20 protein-coding genes are annotated in these 22535 nt (G+C 50.9%); 13 read left to right on the top strand and 7 right to left on the bottom strand.

Annotated features, from left to right (window positions below; all coding sequences use genetic code 11):
• Positions 1 to 97: 97 nt before the first annotated feature.
• The 9 genes from rlmA (at position 98) to C9I99_RS18980 (ending at position 11066) form a co-directional block, all read left to right on the top strand.
• Positions 98 to 916 carry a 23S rRNA (guanine(745)-N(1))-methyltransferase gene (gene rlmA / locus C9I99_RS19020; RefSeq protein ID WP_107350413.1) on the top strand — a complete coding sequence of 273 codons (819 nt, stop codon included), beginning with the start codon at positions 98 to 100 and terminating at the stop codon, positions 914 to 916.
• A gap of 164 nt (positions 917 to 1080) precedes the next feature.
• The gene (locus C9I99_RS19015; RefSeq protein ID WP_107350412.1) at positions 1081 to 2043 is read left to right on the top strand and encodes a ChaN family lipoprotein; all 963 of its coding nucleotides are present in this window, start codon (positions 1081 to 1083) and stop codon (positions 2041 to 2043) included.
• 454 nt (positions 2044 to 2497) lie between these two features.
• Positions 2498 to 3466: an ABC transporter substrate-binding protein gene (locus C9I99_RS19010; RefSeq protein WP_107350489.1), complete on the top strand. Its 969-nt coding sequence runs from the start codon at positions 2498 to 2500 to the stop codon at positions 3464 to 3466.
• A gap of 141 nt (positions 3467 to 3607) precedes the next feature.
• The gene (locus C9I99_RS19005) at positions 3608 to 4537 is read left to right on the top strand and encodes an ABC transporter permease (protein ID WP_107350411.1); all 930 of its coding nucleotides are present in this window, start codon (positions 3608 to 3610) and stop codon (positions 4535 to 4537) included.
• A gap of 15 nt (positions 4538 to 4552) precedes the next feature.
• Positions 4553 to 5347, top strand: a complete 795-nt coding sequence (locus tag C9I99_RS19000) for an ABC transporter ATP-binding protein (RefSeq protein WP_107350410.1) — start codon at positions 4553 to 4555, stop codon at positions 5345 to 5347.
• A gap of 94 nt (positions 5348 to 5441) precedes the next feature.
• Positions 5442 to 5744: a DUF6172 family protein gene (locus C9I99_RS18995; RefSeq protein ID WP_107350409.1), complete on the top strand. Its 303-nt coding sequence runs from the start codon at positions 5442 to 5444 to the stop codon at positions 5742 to 5744.
• A gap of 212 nt (positions 5745 to 5956) precedes the next feature.
• Entirely contained in the window at positions 5957 to 7261 is a 1305-nt protein-coding gene (locus tag C9I99_RS18990) for an efflux RND transporter periplasmic adaptor subunit (protein WP_107350408.1), read from the top strand.
• Positions 7258 to 10413 (top strand): efflux RND transporter permease subunit, encoded by a 3156-nt coding sequence (locus tag C9I99_RS18985; RefSeq protein ID WP_107350407.1) that lies wholly within the window; start codon positions 7258 to 7260, stop codon positions 10411 to 10413. Before C9I99_RS18990 ends, C9I99_RS18985 begins: the two co-directional genes overlap by 4 nt.
• Positions 10414 to 10460: 47 nt before the next feature.
• On the top strand, positions 10461 to 11066 hold the full coding sequence (locus tag C9I99_RS18980) for a TetR family transcriptional regulator (protein ID WP_107350406.1): 606 nt from the start codon (positions 10461 to 10463) through the stop codon (positions 11064 to 11066).
• Positions 11067 to 11107: 41 nt separating this feature from the next.
• Here C9I99_RS18980 and yfbV read toward each other — a convergent pair whose 3' ends face one another.
• Positions 11108 to 11560, bottom strand: a complete 453-nt coding sequence (gene yfbV, locus C9I99_RS18975) for a terminus macrodomain insulation protein YfbV (RefSeq protein ID WP_107350405.1) — start codon at positions 11558 to 11560, stop codon at positions 11108 to 11110.
• Positions 11561 to 11891: 331 nt separating this feature from the next.
• On the opposite strand from yfbV, the gene C9I99_RS18970 reads away from it, so the two are divergent.
• From C9I99_RS18970 to C9I99_RS18960, 3 genes are all read left to right on the top strand, one after another.
• Complete coding sequence (locus C9I99_RS18970) at positions 11892 to 13088, top strand: acetate kinase (RefSeq protein ID WP_107350404.1); 1197 nt, start codon at positions 11892 to 11894, stop codon at positions 13086 to 13088.
• Between the two features lie 167 nt (positions 13089 to 13255).
• Positions 13256 to 15391, top strand: coding sequence for a phosphate acetyltransferase (gene pta / locus C9I99_RS18965; protein ID WP_166645488.1), 2136 nt, complete (start codon positions 13256 to 13258; stop codon positions 15389 to 15391).
• Between the two features lie 315 nt (positions 15392 to 15706).
• Positions 15707 to 17029 carry an anaerobic C4-dicarboxylate transporter gene (locus C9I99_RS18960; RefSeq protein WP_107350402.1) on the top strand — a complete coding sequence of 441 codons (1323 nt, stop codon included), beginning with the start codon at positions 15707 to 15709 and terminating at the stop codon, positions 17027 to 17029.
• Positions 17030 to 17228: 199 nt separating this feature from the next.
• Here the strand turns inward: C9I99_RS18960 and focA are convergent, their stop codons facing one another.
• The 6 genes from focA to C9I99_RS18930 all read right to left on the bottom strand — a co-directional run bounded on the left by focA (position 17229) and on the right by C9I99_RS18930 (position 21333).
• A complete protein-coding gene (gene focA / locus C9I99_RS18955; RefSeq protein ID WP_107350401.1) occupies positions 17229 to 18074 on the bottom strand; it encodes a formate transporter FocA in 846 nt (281 codons plus the stop codon).
• Between the two features lie 352 nt (positions 18075 to 18426).
• The gene (yfcE, locus tag C9I99_RS18950; protein WP_107350400.1) at positions 18427 to 18975 is read right to left on the bottom strand and encodes a phosphodiesterase; all 549 of its coding nucleotides are present in this window, start codon (positions 18973 to 18975) and stop codon (positions 18427 to 18429) included.
• Positions 18976 to 19053: 78 nt separating this feature from the next.
• Entirely contained in the window at positions 19054 to 19458 is a 405-nt protein-coding gene (locus C9I99_RS18945; RefSeq protein WP_107350399.1) for a CBS domain-containing protein, read from the bottom strand.
• Positions 19455 to 19805: a P-II family nitrogen regulator gene (locus C9I99_RS18940; protein WP_107350398.1), complete on the bottom strand. Its 351-nt coding sequence runs from the start codon at positions 19803 to 19805 to the stop codon at positions 19455 to 19457. The genes C9I99_RS18945 and C9I99_RS18940 overlap by 4 nt, the downstream gene beginning before the upstream one ends.
• Positions 19795 to 20589: a DUF1538 domain-containing protein gene (locus C9I99_RS18935; protein WP_107350397.1), complete on the bottom strand. Its 795-nt coding sequence runs from the start codon at positions 20587 to 20589 to the stop codon at positions 19795 to 19797. The genes C9I99_RS18940 and C9I99_RS18935 overlap by 11 nt, the downstream gene beginning before the upstream one ends.
• A 9-nt stretch (positions 20590 to 20598) precedes the next feature.
• Complete coding sequence (locus C9I99_RS18930; protein ID WP_107350396.1) at positions 20599 to 21333, bottom strand: DUF1538 domain-containing protein; 735 nt, start codon at positions 21331 to 21333, stop codon at positions 20599 to 20601.
• Between the two features lie 219 nt (positions 21334 to 21552).
• Here C9I99_RS18930 and C9I99_RS18925 point away from each other — a divergent pair, with 219 nt between their 5' ends.
• On the top strand, positions 21553 to 22461 hold the full coding sequence (locus tag C9I99_RS18925) for a TIGR01777 family oxidoreductase (RefSeq protein ID WP_107350395.1): 909 nt from the start codon (positions 21553 to 21555) through the stop codon (positions 22459 to 22461).
• Positions 22462 to 22535: the final 74 nt, after the last annotated feature.

Here is a 22535-nt window from a genome sequence, read left to right as displayed (position 1 = left end):
CGAAATATGTGATCGGTATCCTTTCCTCCCAGTACTTGCAGGCGTATATAGACGGCGTTTACAATATTCCACCTACTCTTTCAGCTCGGTAACCCCTATGCCATACCTATGCCCTCTTTGCCACCAACCGCTTTCCCAACAGGATAAAACCTGGAAGTGCGCCAGTAACCACCAGTTTGATCAGGCCAAGGAAGGGTATGTAAACTTGATGCCGGCACATCACAAGGGATCAAAAAATCCGGGTGATAACAAAGAGATGATGCAGGCAAGACGCCTGTTCCTCGATGCCGGCCACTATGACCCAATGCGCCAGCTGGTCATTGACAAGTTAGAACAACACCTAGCAAAAGATGCCGAGCAGCTATTGGATATCGGTTGCGGCGAGGGATATTACACCTCCGGTTTTGCCACCGCACTGGCGGCTCACCCGGCATTAGAAGTACATGGCTTGGACATTTCAAAAGTGGCAGTTCGTTACGCGGCCAAACGCTACCCGACCTGTCATTTCTGTGTCGCTTCCAGCCACCGTCTGCCTTTCTCCGACCACTCTCTCGATGGCATGGTACGCATTTATGCGCCATGCAAAGACGAAGAGCTAAAGCGTACGATTAAAACTGGCGGCATTATTGTGACCGTTACGCCGGCAGCCCGTCACCTGTACCAATTAAAAGAGCTGATTTATGACGGTGTGCGGTTGCATGATATGGCAGCCGAAAATATCGATGGCTTTGAACTTATCGATCAAACCCAACTCCACTACGACATGACACTCAGCAGCGAAGAAGCTACAGCGCTGATGCAGATGACGCCATTTGCGTGGAAAACCAGTGACACAGTCTGGCTGCAACTGGCAGCAAGCGAGCAGTTCCGTTGCGAAGCCGATTTCGCGATTAGGGTTTATCAACGACAGGGGTAACGGCCAGTAGTATCCATTAAATCACCACAACCAAATAATAGTAGTTATCAATTGCAATTGATAACTACTATCAACTCATCTATCATCACAGCTTCTATACTTAATGATTTGTTTGTCGTGTATTTTTTACTCGGCTTTCCCCAACTCACTGTGATTTGATGCCCATGAAGAAATGGCTTTCCCTCGGCCTTGCTAGCTTAATGTTCGGCTGCACCTCCCATACCGATGTTACTGATATGAACGACAGCATGTCCCAGCCGCTGCCGACCATGTATGACTCGACAATCTACTCCCCACAAGGTCAGCCTATGACCCTTACCCAGCTCGCCGTTGCCCTCAAAGAGGCTGATATTGTGCTGGTTGGCGAATGGCATGGCCACCCTGGTGCGCACCTGATGCAGGCCCGCCTTTTTGCCGCCTTATACCAGCAGCATCCTGATATGGTCCTATCGATGGAGCAATTCACCCGGGATAAGCAGCATGTCGTCAATCAGTATTTGGCGGGGGAGATCGGCGAGAAAACCTTGATCAAAGATGGCAATGCCTGGCCTAACTACGGTAGCGACTACCGACCACTGGTTGAGTTTGCCAAAAGAAACCAGCTGGATGTGATCGCAGCCAACGCCCCGAGACCCATCGTTCGTTGCATCGGCCAGCAAGGCAAAGGTTATTTGGAGCGGCTACCAGCCACTGAACGCAGGTGGGTCGCCGAGCAACTCACACTGGGCGACGATGCCTACCATGATAAATTCAACGCGTCGATGCACCACGGCGATGAGGAGAAAACCAACCGCCAGTTTGCAGCCCAAACGGCGTGGGATGACACCATGGCTGAAAGTATGGTGGATTACCTAGCCCTTCACCCCAACAAGCAAATAATCCATATTGCCGGACGTTTCCATGTCGCAGAAGGATTGGGTACCGCTTCGCGGATAACCGCTCGCAATCCGGATTTGACCGTCATGATAGTGACACCGGTAACGGAAAAGGCCAACGTGGCTGAAGGTTCGCCTGATTTCACATTCAAGGTCATGCCACTCCCGACAGCCTATGTCGATGCAGACAAAATGCAGGCAGCAATGAAAGAGATTTACGGCAGGAACAAAGCATTGAAGTGCGAAGAATAACCGCGAGAAAAGTCGATAGCCGAGAAAAAAGCAGACCCCACCGGCGGCCAAGCTTGTGGGGTCATAGGGAGAGATACAGCTACTATCTCATAGCGCTTATTATCTCGTATCTGAGCTGACCCCTTACTGAACACCCATCCGCTAGGGCATAATTTGTAGCACAGTTTTTCATAGCATCATCAGCACAGAACAAGAAAACCTCTCGCCACAGGTTACAAAAATATTAATAAAGCATAATTGACCATTTATTCACCAATAGTCCAGCCAGTCAAAGAGAACAACCTCTCCAAGCAATCACTCTCACTACTTATTCATTTTGTTGCAGCATTATTGACCACCCCCGTGTTGCGCGGATGTTAATGCAGATGTGTCATTTTAATCCCTGATGCGATAAAACATTATGTTAAGACACAATTTGAACCGCGTGTGATAAACAGGGAATGTGAGAATGGATATGAAAAACAATAAACTACTAACAGCTATCTGGGTCGCTGCTTCGCTAAGCATGGTCTCTGCCTCTGCCGTGGCCGAGGTTGCCAAAGTGGCGGTCTCACAAATCGTTGAGCACCCGGCATTGGATGCGGCTCGCAATGGCTTACTCGATGGCTTAAAGCAAAAAGGTTACATCGAGGGCGAGAACCTCGAGTTCAGCTACCAAACCGCACAGGGCAACCCGGCAATTGCCGTACAGATTGCCAAGCAGTTCGTTGGCGAGCGCCCCGATGTACTGGTGGGCATTGCCACCCCTACAGCCCAGGCGCTGGCAGCTTCCACCCGCTCTATCCCCGTTGTTTTCACGGCGGTGACCGATCCAGTCGGTGCCAAACTGGTCAAGGATATGGATAAGCCAGCACGCAATGTCACCGGTTTATCCGATCTCTCGCCGGTTGCCCAGCACGTAGCACTGATGCAAGAGCTCCTGCCTGAAATGAACAGTATCGGCGTGGTCTTCAATCCGGGTGAAGCTAACGCTGTCGCCCTCGTTCAACTGCTCCGCGCCGCCGCCAAGGACAGAGGCCTCACCGTTGTTGAGGCGACCGCACTGAAAAGTGCCGATGTGCAATCCGCCGCCCAGATCGTCGCTTCCAAAGCCGACGTCATTTATGCCCCGACCGATAACACCGTGGCCAGTGCGATTGATGGGCTGGTCAATGCCGGTAACCAAGCCAATACCCCGATTGTCGGCGCCTCAACGACCTACATTGAGAACGGTGCCCTCGCGGCCCTTGGGTTCGACTACTACCAAGTCGGTGTCCAAACTGCGGATTATGTCGATGCCTTGCTCAAAGGTAAAAAAATCTCTGAGCTGCCAGTAAAAGTGGCAAAAGGCTCTGATCTTGCGCTCAACCAGAAAGCAGCCGATAAACTAGGCATCACCTTCCCTGCAGCGGTACTTGAGCGCGCAACGTCAATAGAGGAGTAAGAGGCGCAGATCATATGTTCCTAGATCCTGGTTCCTAGGTCCCTGCCTGCGGTTCTAGGTTCTAGGTTCTAGGTTCTAGGTTCTAGGTTCTGGGCAGGATGCCCATTAACAACATCATTCATAAAGACAAGGAGAATAAGGATGTCTTTCTTTGCCTTTCTCGGGACACTCGAGATCGGGTTGGTCTATGGGCTGGTTGCCCTCGGGGTCTACCTGACTTTTCGTATTCTGGATTTTCCCGATCTTTCCGTCGATGGCAGCTTTCCTATGGGGGCCGCCGTCGCGGCAACCGCCATTATTGCCGGTTTCAATCCTTGGGCAGCAACCTTACTGGCCATTGCTGCTGGCGGGCTTTGCGGGCTGGTAACTGCCTTCCTGGCGGTTCGCTGCGGGATCCTCCATCTCCTGGCCAGTATCCTGACCATGATTGCCGCCTTCTCAATCAATATCCGGATCATGGGCAGCCCCAATCTCTCCCTCTTAGGTGAAGAGACCTTGTTTACTCCGTTTGAAATGCTCGCCTTTGAATACGGGTTGGACGAAGGCATTATCCGGCTGACAATTGTACTGGCTCTGGTGGTCGCCAGCGCGTGGTTTATTACCCGCTTGCTTGCCAGCGACTTTGGTCTTGGCTTGCGCGCAACAGGAGTGAACAGTCGGATGGTCAATGCCCAAGGGGGCAATACCGCGCTGTATACCTACTTCGGTTTGGCCTTGTCCAACGGGTTTGTTGGCTTTTCCGGTGCCTTGTTTGCCCAAACCAATAGCTTTGCCGATGTCACTTCGGGGGTCGGCACCATTGTCGTCGGTCTGGCTGCGGTGATCCTCGGGCAAACTCTGCTCCCCGGTCGCAAAATATGGGTCGCGGTCATTGCGGTAATCCTCGGTTCCATTCTTTACCGTTTAGCGGTCGCCTTTGCCCTCAGCAGTGGGATGTTTGGCCTGCAAGCCTCAGATCTCAACCTGATCACCGCCCTACTGGTTGCCGTTGCCCTGATTGCCCCGCGCATGAAAGGACAACTGAGGCGCAACAAGAAGAAATCCGCAGTGACCACCAAGAAGCTAGCGTAGGACGTTGAGGTAAGCATGATTGAACTAAACGATATCCGTGTGACCTTCAACGAAGGCACCATTTTGGAAAACCAAGCGCTCAAAGGCGTATCACTCACGGTGCCGGAAAAGCAGTTTGTCACGGTGATTGGCTCGAACGGGGCTGGCAAGTCCACCCTGTTAGGGGCGGTCAGCGGCGAGACCCCGATGGTCGGGGGGCAGGTGCTGATTGACAACATCGACGTCACCGAGAAAAGTGTCCACCAGCGGGCCCTGTACGCCGCTCGGGTGTTCCAAGACCCGCTCGCGGGCACCTGTGGATCGCTTACCATCGAAGAAAATATGGCACTGGCCTATAAACGTGGTAGCCAACGCAGCTGGAAACGGGCTCTGTCGTCTAAGCGTCGCAAACTGTTTCAGGAGCGGATCAGTATTTTAGGTCTTGGCCTTGAAGATCGGTTGGGCGATAGCATCGGGCTACTATCAGGCGGGCAGCGTCAAGCCGTCAGCCTGGTAATGGCCACACTGGCAGAGAGCAAGCTGCTACTGCTCGATGAGCATACTGCCGCCTTGGATCCACGCATGGCCGCCTTTGTGCTGGCACTGACCAATAAAGTGGTTGAGGAATTCGACCTTACCGTCATGATGGTGACCCACTCGATGAAGGATGCACTGGCCTATGGTGAGCGCACCGTGATGCTGCATCAGGGAGAAGTGGTTCTTGATGTGGCAGGAGAGACTCGCAGTCATATGAGTGTAAAAGATCTGTTGGAGATGTTCAGCAAGGTCCGAGGGGAAGAATTAGCAGATGATAGCCTGCTATTAAACTAGCAAAAAAATTGCCATTCGCGACCAGCGGCAAATTAAAGTAAAATACACGTCGTGCCCAGCGTGTTCTGGGCCCTTTTTGATTTTTAGGAAAACGATGAAAAAAACATTTGCCTTAACTCACCCAAAAAAAGCGGTTCCGCGCGTTGTCGAAGCAGTCAAGCACGAGGTAAAGAAATACCTCAAGCGTGAACGTAACAAATCCCTTCCAGCTGGTGCTGATTACTGGGATTTCGACTGTAAGTTTGGTCATACCGAGCAGGAAGCAAAGGTTATCCACGTTAAAGAAATCAATAAGTGCATTGACGAAGCCGAAACACTGGCGCTAGAGTCATTCTACTTGGAAATCCTGGCCAAGCCGGGCATTCGCACTAAGCGCGAAGTTGAAGACGAAGAGTAATCACCCGTTTTCAAGACAAAGCCACCGCATACCGTGGCTTTGTCTACTTCAGCGGTTGTCAGATACAGCGCCCTCCCACTGCCCCCCGATACCTTCCCTGCTCTGACGCAGTTTCATCGCCTCGTTTAGCTCGAGTAAGCAATATCTTGCGCCTTACATACATACAGCGGTGTATGTAAAATAAACTCACTCCCTCAATCCAGAGCAAAACAATGAAACGTCGATCGCTAACCGCCAAGGCATGGCTCATCTTCCCCATCGGCTTGTTACTCCTTACTGGCTACCGTTTTTCCCAACTTGAAGATACCAACCAGTTCCCCCCCCAACCTTCCCTGCGGGTTAAGGTTCAAACGGAACAAATCGTTCCAGAGCGACTAACAGGCTGGTCATTTTCTGAGGGAACGGTACAAGCCTATCGCAAAGCCTTCCTTGATTTTGAAATGCCGGGCAAGGTCGTTACCATCGGTGAATTGGAAAATGGCACTCAACTTCGAGAAGGAGCACGCGTCTTCGGTCCGGACAAAACAATCGAGCGTGGTCAGTTATTGGCACAGATCGACAACCGTCAGAATTCAGCCTCGGTAAAGGCACTCGAAGCCCGCTTACAAGCCATGCGTGCCCAAAAGCAAGAAGCCCAAGCCCGCCTGCAGCAAGCAGAGAATGACCTGGCCCTTTCCAAACTAAACTTCGCCAGAATGGAAGAGGTGTATGAGCGTGGTGTCATTTCACAAGATGAATTCGAGCGCAATAAAACCGCCCGACTCAATGCCCAGTCTGCCGTAGCAATGCACATCAGCGGGCTGGAAGCCATCGAGTCCGAGATCCTGAGTGTTGCTGCCGATATCAACCGTGAAACAGTTAGCCTAGAGAAAACCAGTCTGTTCGCCCCCTTTAACGGCTATATCGCGGCGATGAATATCCGCGAGGATAACCACTACTACCCACCAGCAGGGATCACTTCAAACCGCGATCGCGAAGCCAGCAGTGCCATTGTGGTGGTTGATGACAGCCTATTGGAAATCCAGCTAGAGTTACCGGTTGAAGATGCCCGCCTGCTAACAGAAGGCCAGACAGTATACCTCGCAAGCGACAATGCCATTTTGTACCGCGCGGAAGAAAACCAGTTCACCGACAACAGTGTGGTCGAAGGGAAAATTTGGTCGGTGAGCCCAACGATCAACCTCCAGCGACGTTCGCAAAGCGTCAAAGTACGGGTGCATAACGAAGAACAGCGACTGATCGACGGTGAATTTGTCCGTGCCTGGATTGCAGCGACAGTGGTTGAGGATGCCGTGTCGCTACCGATCTATGCCATTTCATTTCGTGGTGGCAAGGCTTTTGCGTTTGTCGTCAATCACGATAACCAAGTCGAAGAACGCCAGCTATCCCTCGGTCTTCAGGGGCTACGTCGCATCCAGATTCTCAGCGGCCTAGATGCTGATGAGCAGGTTGTCACCCGAGGCCAGCACTTGCTGGTAAATGGAAGTCTTGTTGAGGTAGTAGGAGCAACCCAATGAGGCCTATCGCACGTAAACTGTTTGTTCAAACCCTGGTTGGCCGACTGCTATTAGGTATGGTGGTACTCGCAGGGTTGCTGTCGTACAACAACATGGTAAGAGAGAACTACCCCGATCTCGAAATCCCCCAAGCCATCGTGATGACCTTCTGGCCAGGCGCAGCACCAGAGCAAATCGAAAAAGAGATCACCAAGCACCTTGAGGATGAAATCCGCAGCTTAAAAGGACTGAAGTCATTCTCCAGTGGATCCTACAACTCCTACTCCATTGTCGCGGTCGAGTTTGATGCCGATATGCCGATGGCCGAATCGATGCAGCTACTACGGGCGGCGGTCGATAAAGCCGAAGCTGAGTTCCCCGCTGACGGCAGCATCGAAAAGCCCGATATCGAAGAGATGTCAGTCTCCAACATGCCAGTGATCAGCTGGGTACTGAGTGGTGATGTCGATGATATCTTGTTGTCAGACACCGCCAAACAATTGGAAACCCAGTTTGAAAACCTGCCATTGGTCAAAAAAGTCAACCTTAACGGTATGCGTGAAAAGAGCCTTCATGTACGCCTGAAAATGGATAGGTTGCGCGATCTGGGGATATCCCCTTTGCTGGTACGCGAGCGCTTGCAAAGTGCCAACCACGATATGGCCTGGGGGGAGTTCGAGTCCGACGAAAACACCTTTAACCTCTACTTGTCCGGCCGCTTCGTTACTGTCGAGCAGGTACGCCAACTGCCGATCACCCGCCTGAGTGATAACCGTCCCGTACGGCTGGGGGAAGTCGCCGAGGTCAGCCACCGCCTTGACCGTGAAGTCAGCCGAACTTTCTTTAGCATTAACAACCAAGCATTTGAACCGGGAATAACTCTCGATGTTCTCAAGCACCCCGGGGCCGATACCTTCGCGGTCATCGCGTCAACCCAGCATAAAGTCGACCAGCTCACCAGCCGCTCTGATTGGCCGCAAGGCTTGTCACTATCCCGGGTCAGTGACGATGGCGAGCTCATTGAACTGGCTTTCAACGACATATCCAGCTCTATGAAACAAGCGGTTATCATCGTATTTATAGTCTTGATGCTGCTACTGAGCTGGCGCGAGGCCCTGGTCGCAGGCATCGCCCTGCCGGTCACGCTGCTTGCGACCCTTGCGGTAATGGCTAGCTTTGGCTACTCCTTCAATTCGATGATCATGATCGGCATGGTACTGGCACTCGGCCTGATGGTTGATGTCTATATTCTGGTGATGGAAGGGATGCACGAAGGGCTTTACGTCAAGAAGCTTTCGTTTGCCGAAGCTGCGATCGAGACAGTTCGCCAGTTCATCCTGCCAGCTACAGCCGGGCAGCTTACCACCATCTTAGCCATGGTACCGATGATGATGGTCGGGGGCATCGACGGTAAGTTCATCCGTATTCTGCCCATTACCATTACCGTCACCCTGCTGATCAGCCTGCTCATTGCGTTCCTGATCTGTATTCCGCTGTCGCGCTATATACTGGAAAAGGCGGCTAATAACGATAAAGAGCTGCTCATCGATAAGCTTTCCAGCCGCTATCGTCACCAATTACGTCAGTGGCTTGCTACATACGTACTGAAGAACAAGCGCCGAGCCGCGATGTGGGTTGGCGCTACCCTGGTACTGTTTGTTGCCAGCATCCTGCTGGTGGGTCTAATGCCTTCAGAAATGTACCCTGAATCCGACGATCGCAAGATTGGCGTGTCGTTGGTACTTGCCCCCGACTCAACCCTTGAACAATCGCAACGTGCCGCTGATAAAGCCGGTGAATTCCTCCGCCAGCAACCTTGGATCGAAAAAGTCATTACCTATGTCGGGGCCAAAAGCCCAATGACAACCGCTTCGCTCAATGATGCCCTGCTACCCTCTCAAGAATGGAACCAAGTGGGTTTCAGCCTGACGCTCTACCCGAAAGATCAGCGCGATAAATTGTCATTCGAATACTTGGAAGAGATCCGATCGGGTATCCAGCATGCACTATATGATGAGCCGGGTATTGAAATTGCCTTGGTCCATATAGGCGGTAATCCCGATACCTCGGCACCGATCCAAATCGATTTGATTGGCTCGGATTACACCCAGCTAATTGCCAATGCTGCCGAAGTCAAAGCGGCACTGGCACAAGTACCGGGCAGCAGCGACATCAACGACAACCTTGGACCCGCCCGCCATGAGGTGCGCTTCAGCTTCAAACATGAAATGCTCAGCTTCCACCAGTTATCGGAGTCTGACGTTTCTCAACAGATCCGAGTAGCGATGGAGCAAGACGAAATCGGCCACTTCAAGATTGAAGGTATCGATGACGACGCCAAGATGCGCCTCAGCGTCTTGTGGCCAAGCCGAGGTGATAGCCTAGGCGGCCCACGTCATTTATCGGAAATGCAACTATTGCACATCATCAGTCAGGATGGCCGTGCCGTGCCATTGACCGATCTGGTGGATTACCAGATTGTCGAAACACCACGGGTTTTCGTCCACAAGGAAGGCCAGCGTGCCGTTACGGTATCGTCTCGTACCGAGGGTCGCACGGCCGGTGAGGTGATCACCATTTTGCAGCCGCAATTAGATCAACTACAAGCCCAGTGGCCAACCGGCTATTACTACCAGTTGGGTGGTGAAATGGCGAAAGCCGACGAAAGTTACAGTGCGATGGGGACAGCCTTTGTGCTGGCGATGTTCTCGATCTTTATCCTGCTGACATTGATGTTCAACTCGTTTGCCCAACCCGCCATTATCTTGCTGATTGTGCCGCTCGCCTTGATGGGGACCTTCTTCGGTTACTTCCTGTCAGGCACTGCGATGTCGTTCTCAGGCTTGATCGGGATTGTATCGCTGGCAGGGATCGCGGTGAATAACGGTATCGTCCTGGTTGATACCATGAATCGCCACCTCAGACGCGGCGAATCGGTTGCCCAGGCTGCCGCCTACGGAGCAGCCGAACGCCTGAGGCCGATCCTCAGTACCAGCTTGACCACCATCCTGAGCCTGTTGCCGTTGGCTTACAGTGATCCACAGTGGTACCCGCTCTGTATGGCGATTATCTATGGCTTGGTTGCGTCGACCATCATTGCCATTGTAATAATCCCCGCGCTGTATATCCTTTTGACCAAACCATTAGGTCGCCCAGTAACACAAAGTGCCTAATTGATTATCGGGGGTGCTTTGGCACTCCCGAATTTCGGATAAAGTAGATGGCGAGAAAAAGTAAAGAAGAAGCAGAACAGACCCGGCTATTGTTGCTTGATACCGCAATGAAAGTCTTCAGTCAAAAAGGCCTGAACAAGGCGACCCTCGCCGGTATCGCCGCCGAGGCAGGGCTCACCCGAGGGGCAATTTACTGGCATTTCAAAGACAAAGCCGATTTACTTGATGCATTATGGCAAGAGCAATCGGTCGCGGTTCAACAAGCGGCAGAAGCCGTTGCAGGTCAGACTGGCTCAGCATTACGAGAAGGACTACTCAATGTCGCCCGGGTACTCCTGACAGAAATGCGCGACACCCCTAAAATGACCATGATTGTTCAACTATCACTGCAAGGGTTTACCGATGAAGACCTGCGTCTGCGCAGTATCGAGAAGGGGCAAGAGGACAACGCAAAAGTAGAAGGAGCCATGTCGCAACTGCAGCAAGATGGCCTGTTGTTACCCCATCTCACCGCTGACATTGCTGCGGTTATCTACAGTGGCCTGCTGACAGGCATCTGTGAACAATGGACAATGTACGATCGCATTGCTAAAACCGATGAACAGATCGAGCAATATGTCCACTCCCTGTCGTTGGCACTGTTTATCCGATAATTATTTATCCGCAAGACAATCCCAATATTGCCGCCACATCGCTAAAACCAGCGCTCGAGCGATGATTTATCTAGTTGCTTAAATGCGCGATTTAGCACCTGCGCCAGCTCTTTATAGCGAGGGCGGCTTTTCAGCGGCTGCAGCGCATGCCCTTCACTGACAATCTTGTCATGGATTTCACGGTACCAACTTGCCAGCGACGGCGGTAGATCGGTCCGGCTTCGTTTACCCAGCCACCACAACCCCTGCAACGGCATACTCAAGGCAAATAGCGCCACCGTAATCGCCTGCGGCAAAGCATCGTAATTATCGAACGCCATCTGGCTCAGCACGCTCATGACAGCAACAGCAGGCATCACCCGCGTCGCAAACCGCGTGGCCTTGATATAACGCTGCTCAGGAAACAGGACAGCCAACTCTTTGCGCATTGGCCACGTAGCCATGTAATCCTGACCATAACGGAATGCTTGCCAAATCGAATGTTGTTGACTCATAAACCACCAAACTTCAAAAAAATTAGTAAAAATTCAAAACCAGCAATAACAAACTTGATTCAAATTAATTTTTTCTAAAAATACTTTTGTTATATTGCACCACAATCGCTATCCTATGCACGCCTACATTTATTGTTGCCTGTAATCATCGTTCTGGCAACTGAAGGCGCTCCCAAGGATGGCCCAGAATCTGGGTTTCACGATTCTTTTGATACGGATGTAGCACGATTTTGACCCTGATTAGACCGACTTGTTGAAAAGTCGTCTATCCTATGGGTAATTTTTATATCAGTTGAATATCAACTTTCAGACAGATTATAGGTAGTCACTCATGTCTAAGCTGGTTTTAGTTCTTAACTGCGGTAGTTCTTCTCTAAAGTTCGCTGTTGTTGACGCGGTATCAGGTGAAGAGCACCTGACAGGTCTTGCAGAATGTCTGCACCTTCCAGAAGCTCGTATCAAGTGGAAACTTGACGGTAAGCACGAAGCACAACTAGGCGAAGGCGCTGCTCACGAAGAAGCGCTAGCGTTCATGGTAGACACTATTCTTGCTTCTAAGCCAGAACTAGCAGAAAACCTACAAGCTATCGGTCACCGTGTTGTACACGGCGGCGAGAAGTTCACTAAGTCTGCACTTATCTGTGACGATGTACTTAAAGGTATCGAAGACTGTGCAACTCTTGCACCGCTTCACAACCCAGCTCACATCATCGGTATCAAGGCGGCTCAGAAGTCTTTCCCTGCACTTAAGAACGTAGCGGTATTTGACACAGCTTTCCACCAGACTATGCCTGAAGAAGCATACCTATATGCGCTTCCGTACAACCTATACAAAGAGCACGGTATCCGTCGCTACGGTATGCACGGTACTTCTCACCTATTTATCACTCGCGAAACAGCGAAGCTGCTAGGTAAGAAAGAAGAAGAGCTAAACATCATCAACTGCCACCTAGGTAACGGTGCGTCAGTTTGTGCTATCAAGAATGGTCAGTCTGTAGATACCTCTATGGGTCTAACGCCTCTTGAAGGTCTAGTAATGGGCACGCGTTGTGGTGATATCGACCCTGCGATCATCTTCCACCTGCACGACAACCTAGGTTACTCTGTTGAGAAGATCAACACGATGCTAACCAAAGAGTCTGGCCTACAGGGTCTGACTGAAGTGACTTCTGACTGTCGTTTCGTTGAAGACAACTACGGCGAGAAAGAAGAAGCAACTCGTGCAATGGACGTGTTCTGTCACCGTCTAGCTAAGTACGTTGCTGGCTACACGGCTTCTCTAGAAGGCCGTCTAGACGCAATCACTTTCACTGGTGGTATCGGTGAAAACTCTGCACCAATCCGTGAGATGGTTCTAAACCGCCTTGCAATCCTAGGTGTTGAAGTTGACAGTGAAGCTAACCTGAAAGCACGCTTCGGCGGCGAAGGCGTTATCACTACTGCAAACAGCCGTGTTCCTGCAATGGTTGTTTCAACTAACGAAGAACTCGTTATCGCTGAAGATACAGCTCGTCTAGCTGAAATCTAATCGGTCGATACTGATTGCTACGGCTGGCCTCGGCCGGCCGTTTTTTCATGACTTATGACCTTAAGTCATGCTTTTGTGTGGTGCTGTCCAATACCGGTTCACCCATCGTTATTGCACAGCACTGTCGTGTTTCAATAGTTGAGGAATCCATAGTGTCCCGTACTATTATGCTTGTTCCGGTTGGTGCCGGTGTTGGTCTTACTAGCGTAAGCCTTGGTGTGCTTCGTGCAATGGAGCGCAAAGGTGTTCGCGTTTCTTTCTTCAAGCCTATCGCCCAGCCTCGTCACGGCGGTGATCAGCCAGATCTAACAACTAACATCATCACTGCTAACAGTGATATGAAAGTGGCTGAACCTTTCTCAATGGCTAGTGCCCAAGAGCTTATCAGTAACGATAAGAGCGATGTTCTGCTAGAAGACATCGTAGCACGCTTCAAAGAATCAACAGCTGATGCTGAAGTCGCGCTAATCGAAGGTCTTGTTCCAACCCGTAAGCACCCGTTTGCTAACCAGATCAACTACGAGATTGCTAAAACTCTGGGTGCGGAAATCGTATTCGTTGTTGCTTCTGGTACTGATAACCCAGCTCAACTTAAAGAGCGTATCGAAGTAGCATGTTCTAACTTCGGTGGTATCAAGAACAAGCAAATCGCTGGTGTTATCGTTAACAAGCTAAACGCACCTGTTGACGCTGAAGGCCGTACTCGCCCAGACTTATCTGAAATCTTCGACGACGCTGAAGCCACTGTGCCTTCAAACGTTGAAGTTATGCAGGTATTTAACTCAAGCCCAATCCGTGTACTTGGCTGTGCACCTTGGAGCGCTGAGCTGATCGCGACTCGTTCAACTGACATCGCTAAGCACCTGAACGCTGAAATCATCAACGAAGGTGATATCGCGACTCGCCGTATCAAGAGCATCACTTTCTGTGCACGCTCTATCCCGCACATGGTTGAACACTTCCGTCCTGGCTCTCTGCTAGTCACTTCTGCAGACCGTCCAGACGTTATCGTTGCGGCATGTCTTGCTGCAATGAACGGCGTTGAAATCGGTGCCCTACTGCTTACTGGCGGCTACGAGCTACCTAAGCCAGTGATGGACCTATGTGAGCGCGCATTCGAAACAGGTCTACCTGTTATGACTGCACTGGGTAACACTTGGCAGACATCTCTGAACCTTCAGAGCTTCAGCCTAGAAGTTCCTGCAGACGATAAAGAGCGTGTTGAACTGGTTAACGAATACATGGCTAGCCACATTGATGGTCAGTGGATTGAATCGCTAACTGAAGGTTCAGCCAAAGAGCGTCGTCTAAGCCCACCGGCATTCCGTTACGAGCTAACTGAACTAGCACGTAAAGCGGCTAAGCGTGTTGTCCTGCCTGAAGGTGACGAACCACGTACCGTTAAAGCAGCAGCTATCTGTGCTGAGCGCGGTATTGCTGAATGTGTGCTTCTTGGTAACCCAGAAGAGATTAAGCGTGTTGCTGAGCAACAAGGCGTCACTCTAGGTGCTGGCGTCACCATCATCGATTCAGAAGCTGTTCGTGAAAACTACGTTGCTCGCTTGGTTGAGCTTCGTGGCGCGAAAGGCATGACGGATGTTGTTGCGCGTGAAAAACTTCAAGATTCTGTTTTCCTAGGCACAATGATGCTAGAAAACAATGAAGTTGACGGCCTAGTTTCTGGTGCTGTTCACACCACGGCGAACACTATCGTTCCTCCGTTCCAGATCATCAAGACTGCACCGGATGCGTCAATCGTATCTTCTGTATTCTTCATGCTACTGCCTGATCAGGTACTGGTATACGGTGACTGTGCAATCAACCCAGATCCAAACGCTGAGCAGCTAGCAGAAATCGCTATCCAGTCTGCAGACTCTGCAAAAGCCTTCGGCATCGAGCCTCGCGTTGCAATGATCTCATACTCTACCGGTACTTCTGGTAAGGGTGCAGACGTTGATAAAGTACGTGAAGCAACTCGCATTGCTCAAGAGAAGCGTCCTGATCTCGTGATCGATGGGCCTCTTCAGTACGATGCTGCGATCATGGAAAACGTTGCTGCTTCTAAAGCGCCTAACTCGCCTGTAGCGGGTAAAGCAACTGTATTCGTGTTCCCTGACCTAAACACAGGTAACACGACTTACAAAGCGGTACAGCGTTCAGCCGACCTCGTTTCTATCGGTCCAATGCTTCAGGGCATGCGTAAGCCAGTTAACGACCTTTCTCGTGGCGCACTAGTAGACGATATCGTATACACAGTGGCACTAACCGCGATTCAGGCGAAACAAGCTGAAGAAGCAAACTAGTAAGACTTTCTCGTTTGAGCGCTCTCTAGTTTGAATAAAGTTTCAATGCCCCGCACTGCGGGGCATTTTTTTATATAAAATCAATTGATTATTGGTTTCGCTGAATATTTATTCCATCCTTTTCATACAACTGACACCATATCTTGACCGGCCTCACAATTTTCACACAAAGCGTATGATTATTCGTTAACAGTATGTTTTTTCGGAATCTGTGTACCACTTTCGGTGTAGTTGATGGTTTATAAATCCAGCCAGTGAACTTAGTGCAGAAGTTCAAGTGGATTGTAACCCATATGAAACAAGGATAATGGAATAATGTTCTGGATACACCTGTTATTACTGCTAGCTGTCATATTAATCGGTATACGCCATGGCGGTATCGCTTTTGGTCTTCTCGGGGGCCTAGGTGTCTCTGTAATGACATTCGTTTTTGGTATTGCGCCGGGCTCTCCCCCTGTCGGCGTTATGCTTATCATCTTGGCGGTGGTTGCTGCCTCAGCAACCCTTGAAGCCACCGGTGGTTTGAAACTACTGGTTAAATTTGCTGAACGCCTGCTTCGCAAACATCCTGAACATATTGTTTTCTTGGGACCGATTTGTACTTATTCTCTGACAGTACTGGTTGGTACAGGTCACTCCGTGTACCCATTACTGCCTGTTATCTATGATGTTGCCTACAAAAAAGGCATCCGTCCTGAGCGCCCGATGGCAATGGCAAGTGTTGCCTCGCAAATGGGCATCACAGCCAGCCCGATTGCCGCAGCTGCTGCCGTTGTTATGGCAACAGCCATGGACAACAACCTAGATATCAATCTAGTCAATGTGTTGATGGTGACGATTCCAGCCACCTTCGGCGGCCTGCTTATTGGTTGTTTGTGGAGTTTGAAACGCGGTAAGGACTTGGATACAGATCCTGCTTTCCAAGCACGTATTCAAGATGAAGAGTTCCGTAATAGCTTGGTCGATCCCGAGCAGGAAGGCTCAGCAGAAGAAGAAGCTGAACATCAGCGTACGGCAAAGAAAGGCCTGACCGTGTTCCTGTTGGGTATTCTATCGGTGATTGGTATTGCTTTATTCAGCAAGCAGCTACTGCCTCAAGGCGTTGGTATGTCGGTGGCCATTCAGTTCCTGATGCTATCTGTCGGTGCGATTATCCTACTGACCACCAATATTTCACCTAAGCGTATCGTTAACAGCAATGTGTTCATTGCCGGTATGAGTGCCGTCATTACTATCTTCGGTATCGCTTGGTTCAGTGACACTATCATCGGTCACCACAAAGAATACCTCGTTGATCTGGTTAGCGGTATGGTCAATATCTATCCATGGTCATTCGCTTTTGCTATGTTCTTTGTGTCTGCTTTCCTGAAAAGTCAGGCTGCTGTATTGACCATTATGCTACCACTTGGTTTTGCCCTAGGTATTGACCCTGCAGTTCTGATTGGTGTGCTGCCTGCGTGTTACGCATACTTCTTCTTCCCGTTCTACCCAAGCGATCTGGCGGCTATCAGCTTCGACCGCTCAGGTACTACTGCTATCGGTAAATACGTTCTGAACCACAGCTTCATGATCCCAGGCTTCATTGGTGTCGGCTCAGCAACGATTATTGGTTACTTCATCTCGATGATGGTCAACTAATACCGCGACGGGTTACCGATAAAAAGTACCAAGCAAAAAAAGGCCGCTACATCCGTAGCGGCCAACATGTCAGACTCGAATCAACACAAGAATGAATACCAAACTGATTAATAAACTGATAGGCCAGAATATTATTCAACTTGGTATAACGACTAACTCAATACCAAGCTAGTAAAACGTAGAACACGGTACTCACTACTCACTTGTTACGTAAGTAGATAATCCAATAACCCATTCCCACGAACACACCGCCACCAATGATGTTACCCAGTGTCACCGGGATCAGGTTATTGACAACAAAATTACTCAAGGTCAAATCGGCAAAATCCGCCGGGTTCATCCCCGTCATTTGCCAGTACTCAGGGCTTGCAAGATACTTGATACCAATCGCCATCGGTACCTGGAACATATTGGCAATGCAGTGCTCAAAGCCCGATGACACAAACATCGCGACTGGCAGGACCATGACCAAGATTTTATCGGTCAGGGTACGGCCGCTGAAAGTCATCCACACCGCCACACACACCAGTACATTACACATCACACCGAGGGCAACGGCCTGGGTAAAGTCATGATGCAGCTTATGCTGGGCGATTTGCATCGCATTGATACCGACCGCACCGCCACCGGACATGTATTGTTTGGTCATCAACATGATAGCCACTAACATCAGGGCACCGATCAGGTTACCGATGTAGACAACCCCCCAGTTCAGCCACAGGCTCTTCCAGCTGATCTTACCGCTGGCACGGGCAACCAGCGTCAGCACCGAACTGGTAAACAACTCGCCACCGGTGATCACAACCAAGATCAAACCAAGGCTGAAGGCCAAACCACCGACAAAACGCGACATCCCCCATGCCATGTCACCGGTACCTGTCGTCACCGTGGTATAGAAGACAAACGCGATACCAATATGCATCCCAGCAGTGATCGCCAGCAGCAGCGACTTCATCGGATCTTTGGTGGCCTTGCTTACACCTACCTCGGCCGCTTTCTCCGCCATTTGTGGCGGTAATAACGAATCAAACTGATTCTGACACATATTGTTTGGCACCTGACACATCTTGAAACACACAAAATTAAGAAGGCGAGATAGTGACTTTTATCACACAAATATTCAAGCCATTGCCAAAACAATAATTCGAAATATACGAACGAATTGCTCGGTTATACCGAATCAACAGATACTGTAAACATTGAGCAACAAATCTATACGTCAAAGATTCGAATAGCGCTAACATGCCGTCACATTGCAACTACATTTATACCCATGCTTGTATAGGTGGAGAGCGAATAACCTTTCCTTGTGTTCCAATGACACAAAAATAAAACGCGAAGATCAAAAAAGGCGGCAATGCTGCCGCCTTTTCCTAAATCGATTAAACGTGTATCGACTACACCAATTCAACCTGGCAAATCACCTCATCATTAAAAGACAATACCTTTAAGCTATTACCCTCCAATAAGCCGTAGCTTGCCTGGTACTCGCCACGTGGAATTGTCACCGAACCCGGATTGTAGACATAAAGCGCTTCTTTCTTTGCGGCAACCGGTAGGTGGGTATGGCCTGAAACCACCACATCACCATCACGAAGGCGTGGGTGCTTGTCACCGTTGTAAAGGTGGCCATGGGTCAGGAACAGGCGGCGACCGTTTGGCAGCAGCACAAGGTTGTAGTCCGCCATCATCGGGAAATCCAGCAGCATCTGATCTACTTCGCTATCGCAATTGCCCCTGACCGCTGTGATCTTTTCTGCATACTGGTTGAGCTGCTCAGCCACTTCAATCGGCGCGTAACCGGCCGGCAACGCATTGCGTGGTCCGTGGTTTAGCACATCCCCCAGCAGAATTAGGTGCTCAGCACCCGTTTGTTCAAATTTGGCCAGGGTACGGCGAGTGCTGTCGGCACAACCGTGGATATCAGAAGCAAAAAACAATTTCATGTCAGGTGATCTTTCTTCGAAACAGGATGCTGTGATCCTACACCGAACCCCATGACAATACCATTACCCGAACGATGGCTACTCATCTCGCAGCATACCGTTGAGGACGATATTGTTATAGCTCACCATACCGATGATCTTACCGCTTTCGATGACCGGTGCCCGGCTAATACCAAAGCGTTCGAATAAGCGGGCACAGTAACGGACATCCATGGTTGCACTGACCGACAAGGCGGGCTTGGTCATGATCTCATAAATATTCGTCCGCTCCGGCGAACGATCCAACGCCAATACATTCTTGGCAATATCGTTCATCAAGACGATACCGTATTCATCGTCATCATTGCGCTTGTTAACGATCAGGGCCTTGATTTGCTTTCTCTTGGCAATACGAATAGCCTCGGCAACCGTGGTCACCCCCTCAACAATCGCGTAGGTGTTCATCATTACATCCCGAACCCGAACCACGGTGTCATTATTCATAGCTTCGCCTCAACGACTTTGGTTAGTGTTTCTACCTGATGGGCCACGCCCACCGCATCCTCAACATCAAGCTGTACCGCAATCCCCTGCCCCGACGACGAGTCAAAATCCCCGACATGCTCTATCGTTTCCAAAATGGTCCGGGCCAGATGCTCCTCGACAACAAACAAGATCACATCGCGTTGGACATCAAGCCCTAGGCCGAAAAACGTTTTCTTCTGGTACAGCCCTTCCCCACGGGCATTATTAATCACGGTCGCCCCGGTCGCACCGGCCTGGCGGGCAGCATCCAAGACGGCATCGGTTTTCGAATCTTCAATAAAGGCCAATATCAGCTTAAAGCGCATTTTCTTCTCTCCTCTTTGCCTGTCTTGCCGACAGCTGGGCATAGCCCATTACCGTGATCATCGGAAACAAACTGGCAAACGCAATTAGCCCGAACCCATCAAGCATCGGATTTCGGCCCGGTACGGTGGAAGCGAGCCCGAGGCCTAGGGCCGTCACAATCGGTACGGTTACCGTCGATGTTGTTACACCGCCGGAGTCATAGGCCAAGGGCACAATCATTTTCGGTGCAAAGTAGGTCTGCACCACAACCACACAGTAGCCCGCCAAGATGTAATAATGAAGTGGATCCCCGGCCACAATCCGGTAACTACCAAGGGCTATCCCCATCGCAACGCCCAACGCAACCGCAATACGCAACCCGTTGACACTAATCGTATCACCCGAGACTTGATTGGCTTTGAGCGCAACGGCAATAAGTGAAGGTTCGGCAATGGTGGTACTGAAACCGATGGCTGCTGCAAAGATGTAGACCCAATAATACTGGGTCCAGGGGATTTCTGCGGGGATCCCCTCTCCGCTGTCGAACAAGAAATCTAGGGCGGTCAACTGGGCCGCCATGGATTCCCCCAATGGGAACAGGGCTAGCTCGAGTCCTAACAGGAAAAATGACAACCCGACAATGACGTAGACAAACCCCAGCGCGACTCTGGGCCAATGAGTCACCGGACGACGCAGTACGGCCAGTTGAAAACCAAAAATAATCACCGCAATCGGCAGGACATCGCGTACTGTCATCAGCAGGGTGGCGAAAAAGTGGGGCACAATACCGTTCAGCTCAGTCATCCCTGCCTCCTAGTGCACCAGCATGCCATAGGCCATCACGAATATCATCGGGGTCAACGAGGCAAAGGCTATCAAGCCAAACCCGTCGACCATAGGATTGCGCCCCTTGATCGAGGACGCCAACCCGACCCCCAAAGCCGCAACCAAAGGCACGGTAATGGTAGACGTCGTCACGCCACCAGAATCGTAGGCAATGCCGACAATGGCCGCTGGCGCATACCACGTCATGATCATCACCAACAAATAACCACCAATAATCATCCATTGGATAGGCCATCCTTTAAGTATCCGTATCACCCCAAGCATAATCGCGATCCCTACCGATAGGGCGACGGTCAGGCGCAAGCCGGTCGCATAATCCACTTGGCTATTGGCATCAGGGGCGATCAACCCCCCTTCGGCGGCCACCTTGGCAGCTTCCGCCGCAACCGCGGTCAATGCCGGCTCGGCAATTGTCGTGCCGAAACCCAGGCAAAAGGCAAACAGCAACAACCACCACACACTGCCCTTGCTGGCAAAGGAGTGTGCCATCGACTCGCCGATGGGAAACAACCCCATTTCCAGCCCGAAGACAAACAGGGTCAAGCCGACAACCACAAACGCCAAGCCAACCAGTATCGGTCCTAGCTGTGGCAGAGGTTGCTGAAGGACAACCATTTGGAAGAAGCCAATAACCAAGATGATCGGCAGTAAATCACGCAGACTGGACAACAAGGATTTCAGCAGGACGAGCACAAATGACATTCCACCTCCAGGTTGTCGCACGGCCGTTGAATTAAGGATATACCTTCAAGGTACTCCTCATTAATAATTAGACACAACTTTTATGTACCAACACGAGAGCTAGCACACATAACCATATGTCATAAAGAAGATTGTTCGCGATAACAACCCTTTGCTTTGGCTATACTTATGCCCAGAATCATACCCAGATAGGTAAAGGCGTTGCCTCAGAGGAGAAGCATGAAGATATTAATGACCGGCGGGACAGGCTTTATCGGCTCGGCCTTAATCAATGCCCTGGATGAGCATGAGGTTACCGTATTGAGCCGCAATCCGGCCAAGGCCAGCCAAACCCTAGGCGGCAGGATCAATGCCGTTGCCTCCCTGGACCAGTTCGACAACCTTGATGGTTTTGATGCCGTGATTAACCTCGCTGGCGAGCCGATCATCAATAAACGCTGGAGCCAGCAGCAAAAAAAGAAAATTTGCCACAGCCGCTGGGATCTGACCACGCAATTGGTCGAGAAAATCCAAGCCGGCAGCCAGCCACCCCATACCTTTATCAGTGGGTCGGCAGTCGGGATCTATGGCAACCAGCAAGACACCGTAATCGACGAATCCTTTGCCGTCAGCAGGCAAGTTAACCACGATGACTTTGCCCACCATGTCTGTCAGCGCTGGGAGGAGATTGCCATGCAAGCTGGCAGCGAGAAAACCCGGGTTTGCCTGCTGCGAACGGGGATCGTACTGGGTAAACACGGCGGTGCGTTGGCCAAGATGCTGCCCCCCTACCAGCTGGGGCTTGGCGGGCCAATCGGCGACGGCTCCCAGTACACCCCCTGGATCCACCTGCAGGACATGGTGGCGGCGATTGTGTTTCTGCTCGAGACCCCATCGGCCGATGGCGCCTTCAACCTGACGGCTCCACAGCCCGTCACCAACAAGGTATTCAGCCAAACCTTAGCCAAGGCCCTGCGCCGGCCGCATGTCCTGTTCACCCCCGCTTTCGTGCTCAAATTGGCGCTTGGCGAAGCGTCCTCACTACTGCTGGAAGGACAGCGTGCCATTCCCCACAAGCTGGAGACACTAGGCTTTGCTTTCCGCTTCCAAAGTATTGATGTGGCACTGGAGGACATCGTTGCCGCTTAATCGTTCCACTTCTCGACTTAATCTACGTCGTCCGAAAACCGGTCCCCGTGATACCCACGGTATGGGGCCGGAGA

It is taken from the genome of Photobacterium lutimaris (assembly GCF_003025555.1).
Taxonomy (GTDB): Bacteria; Pseudomonadota; Gammaproteobacteria; order Enterobacterales; family Vibrionaceae; genus Photobacterium; species Photobacterium lutimaris.
The sequence above is the reverse complement of the archived record's forward strand: the minus strand, read 5'-3'. Positions and strand labels throughout refer to the sequence as shown.

Bases quoted from the DNA above. Each gene is read 5' to 3' on its own strand.
- C9I99_RS18935 (WP_107350397.1), bottom strand. From the start codon at position 20,589: ATGACTGAGCTGAACGGTATTGTGCCCCACTTTTTCGCCACCCTGCTG.
- C9I99_RS19015 (WP_107350412.1), top strand. From the start codon at position 1,081: ATGAAGAAATGGCTTTCCCTCGGCCTTGCTAGCTTAATGTTCGGCTGC.
- focA (WP_107350401.1), bottom strand. From the start codon at position 18,074: ATGTGTCAGAATCAGTTTGATTCGTTATTACCGCCACAAATGGCGGAG.
- C9I99_RS18995 (WP_107350409.1), top strand. From the start codon at position 5,442: ATGAAAAAAACATTTGCCTTAACTCACCCAAAAAAAGCGGTTCCGCGC.
- rlmA (WP_107350413.1), top strand. From the start codon at position 98: ATGCCATACCTATGCCCTCTTTGCCACCAACCGCTTTCCCAACAGGAT.
- yfbV (WP_107350405.1), bottom strand. From the start codon at position 11,560: ATGAGTCAACAACATTCGATTTGGCAAGCATTCCGTTATGGTCAGGAT.
- C9I99_RS19000 (WP_107350410.1), top strand. From the start codon at position 4,553: ATGATTGAACTAAACGATATCCGTGTGACCTTCAACGAAGGCACCATT.
- C9I99_RS18945 (WP_107350399.1), bottom strand. From the start codon at position 19,458: ATGAATAATGACACCGTGGTTCGGGTTCGGGATGTAATGATGAACACC.
- C9I99_RS18970 (WP_107350404.1), top strand. From the start codon at position 11,892: ATGTCTAAGCTGGTTTTAGTTCTTAACTGCGGTAGTTCTTCTCTAAAG.
- C9I99_RS18960 (WP_107350402.1), top strand. From the start codon at position 15,707: ATGTTCTGGATACACCTGTTATTACTGCTAGCTGTCATATTAATCGGT.
- yfcE (WP_107350400.1), bottom strand. From the start codon at position 18,975: ATGAAATTGTTTTTTGCTTCTGATATCCACGGTTGTGCCGACAGCACT.
- C9I99_RS19005 (WP_107350411.1), top strand. From the start codon at position 3,608: ATGTCTTTCTTTGCCTTTCTCGGGACACTCGAGATCGGGTTGGTCTAT.
- C9I99_RS18990 (WP_107350408.1), top strand. From the start codon at position 5,957: ATGAAACGTCGATCGCTAACCGCCAAGGCATGGCTCATCTTCCCCATC.
- C9I99_RS18930 (WP_107350396.1), bottom strand. From the start codon at position 21,333: ATGTCATTTGTGCTCGTCCTGCTGAAATCCTTGTTGTCCAGTCTGCGT.
- C9I99_RS18985 (WP_107350407.1), top strand. From the start codon at position 7,258: ATGAGGCCTATCGCACGTAAACTGTTTGTTCAAACCCTGGTTGGCCGA.
- C9I99_RS18925 (WP_107350395.1), top strand. From the start codon at position 21,553: ATGAAGATATTAATGACCGGCGGGACAGGCTTTATCGGCTCGGCCTTA.
- C9I99_RS18980 (WP_107350406.1), top strand. From the start codon at position 10,461: ATGGCGAGAAAAAGTAAAGAAGAAGCAGAACAGACCCGGCTATTGTTG.
- pta (WP_166645488.1), top strand. From the start codon at position 13,256: ATGCTTGTTCCGGTTGGTGCCGGTGTTGGTCTTACTAGCGTAAGCCTT.
- C9I99_RS18940 (WP_107350398.1), bottom strand. From the start codon at position 19,805: ATGCGCTTTAAGCTGATATTGGCCTTTATTGAAGATTCGAAAACCGAT.
- C9I99_RS19010 (WP_107350489.1), top strand. From the start codon at position 2,498: ATGAAAAACAATAAACTACTAACAGCTATCTGGGTCGCTGCTTCGCTA.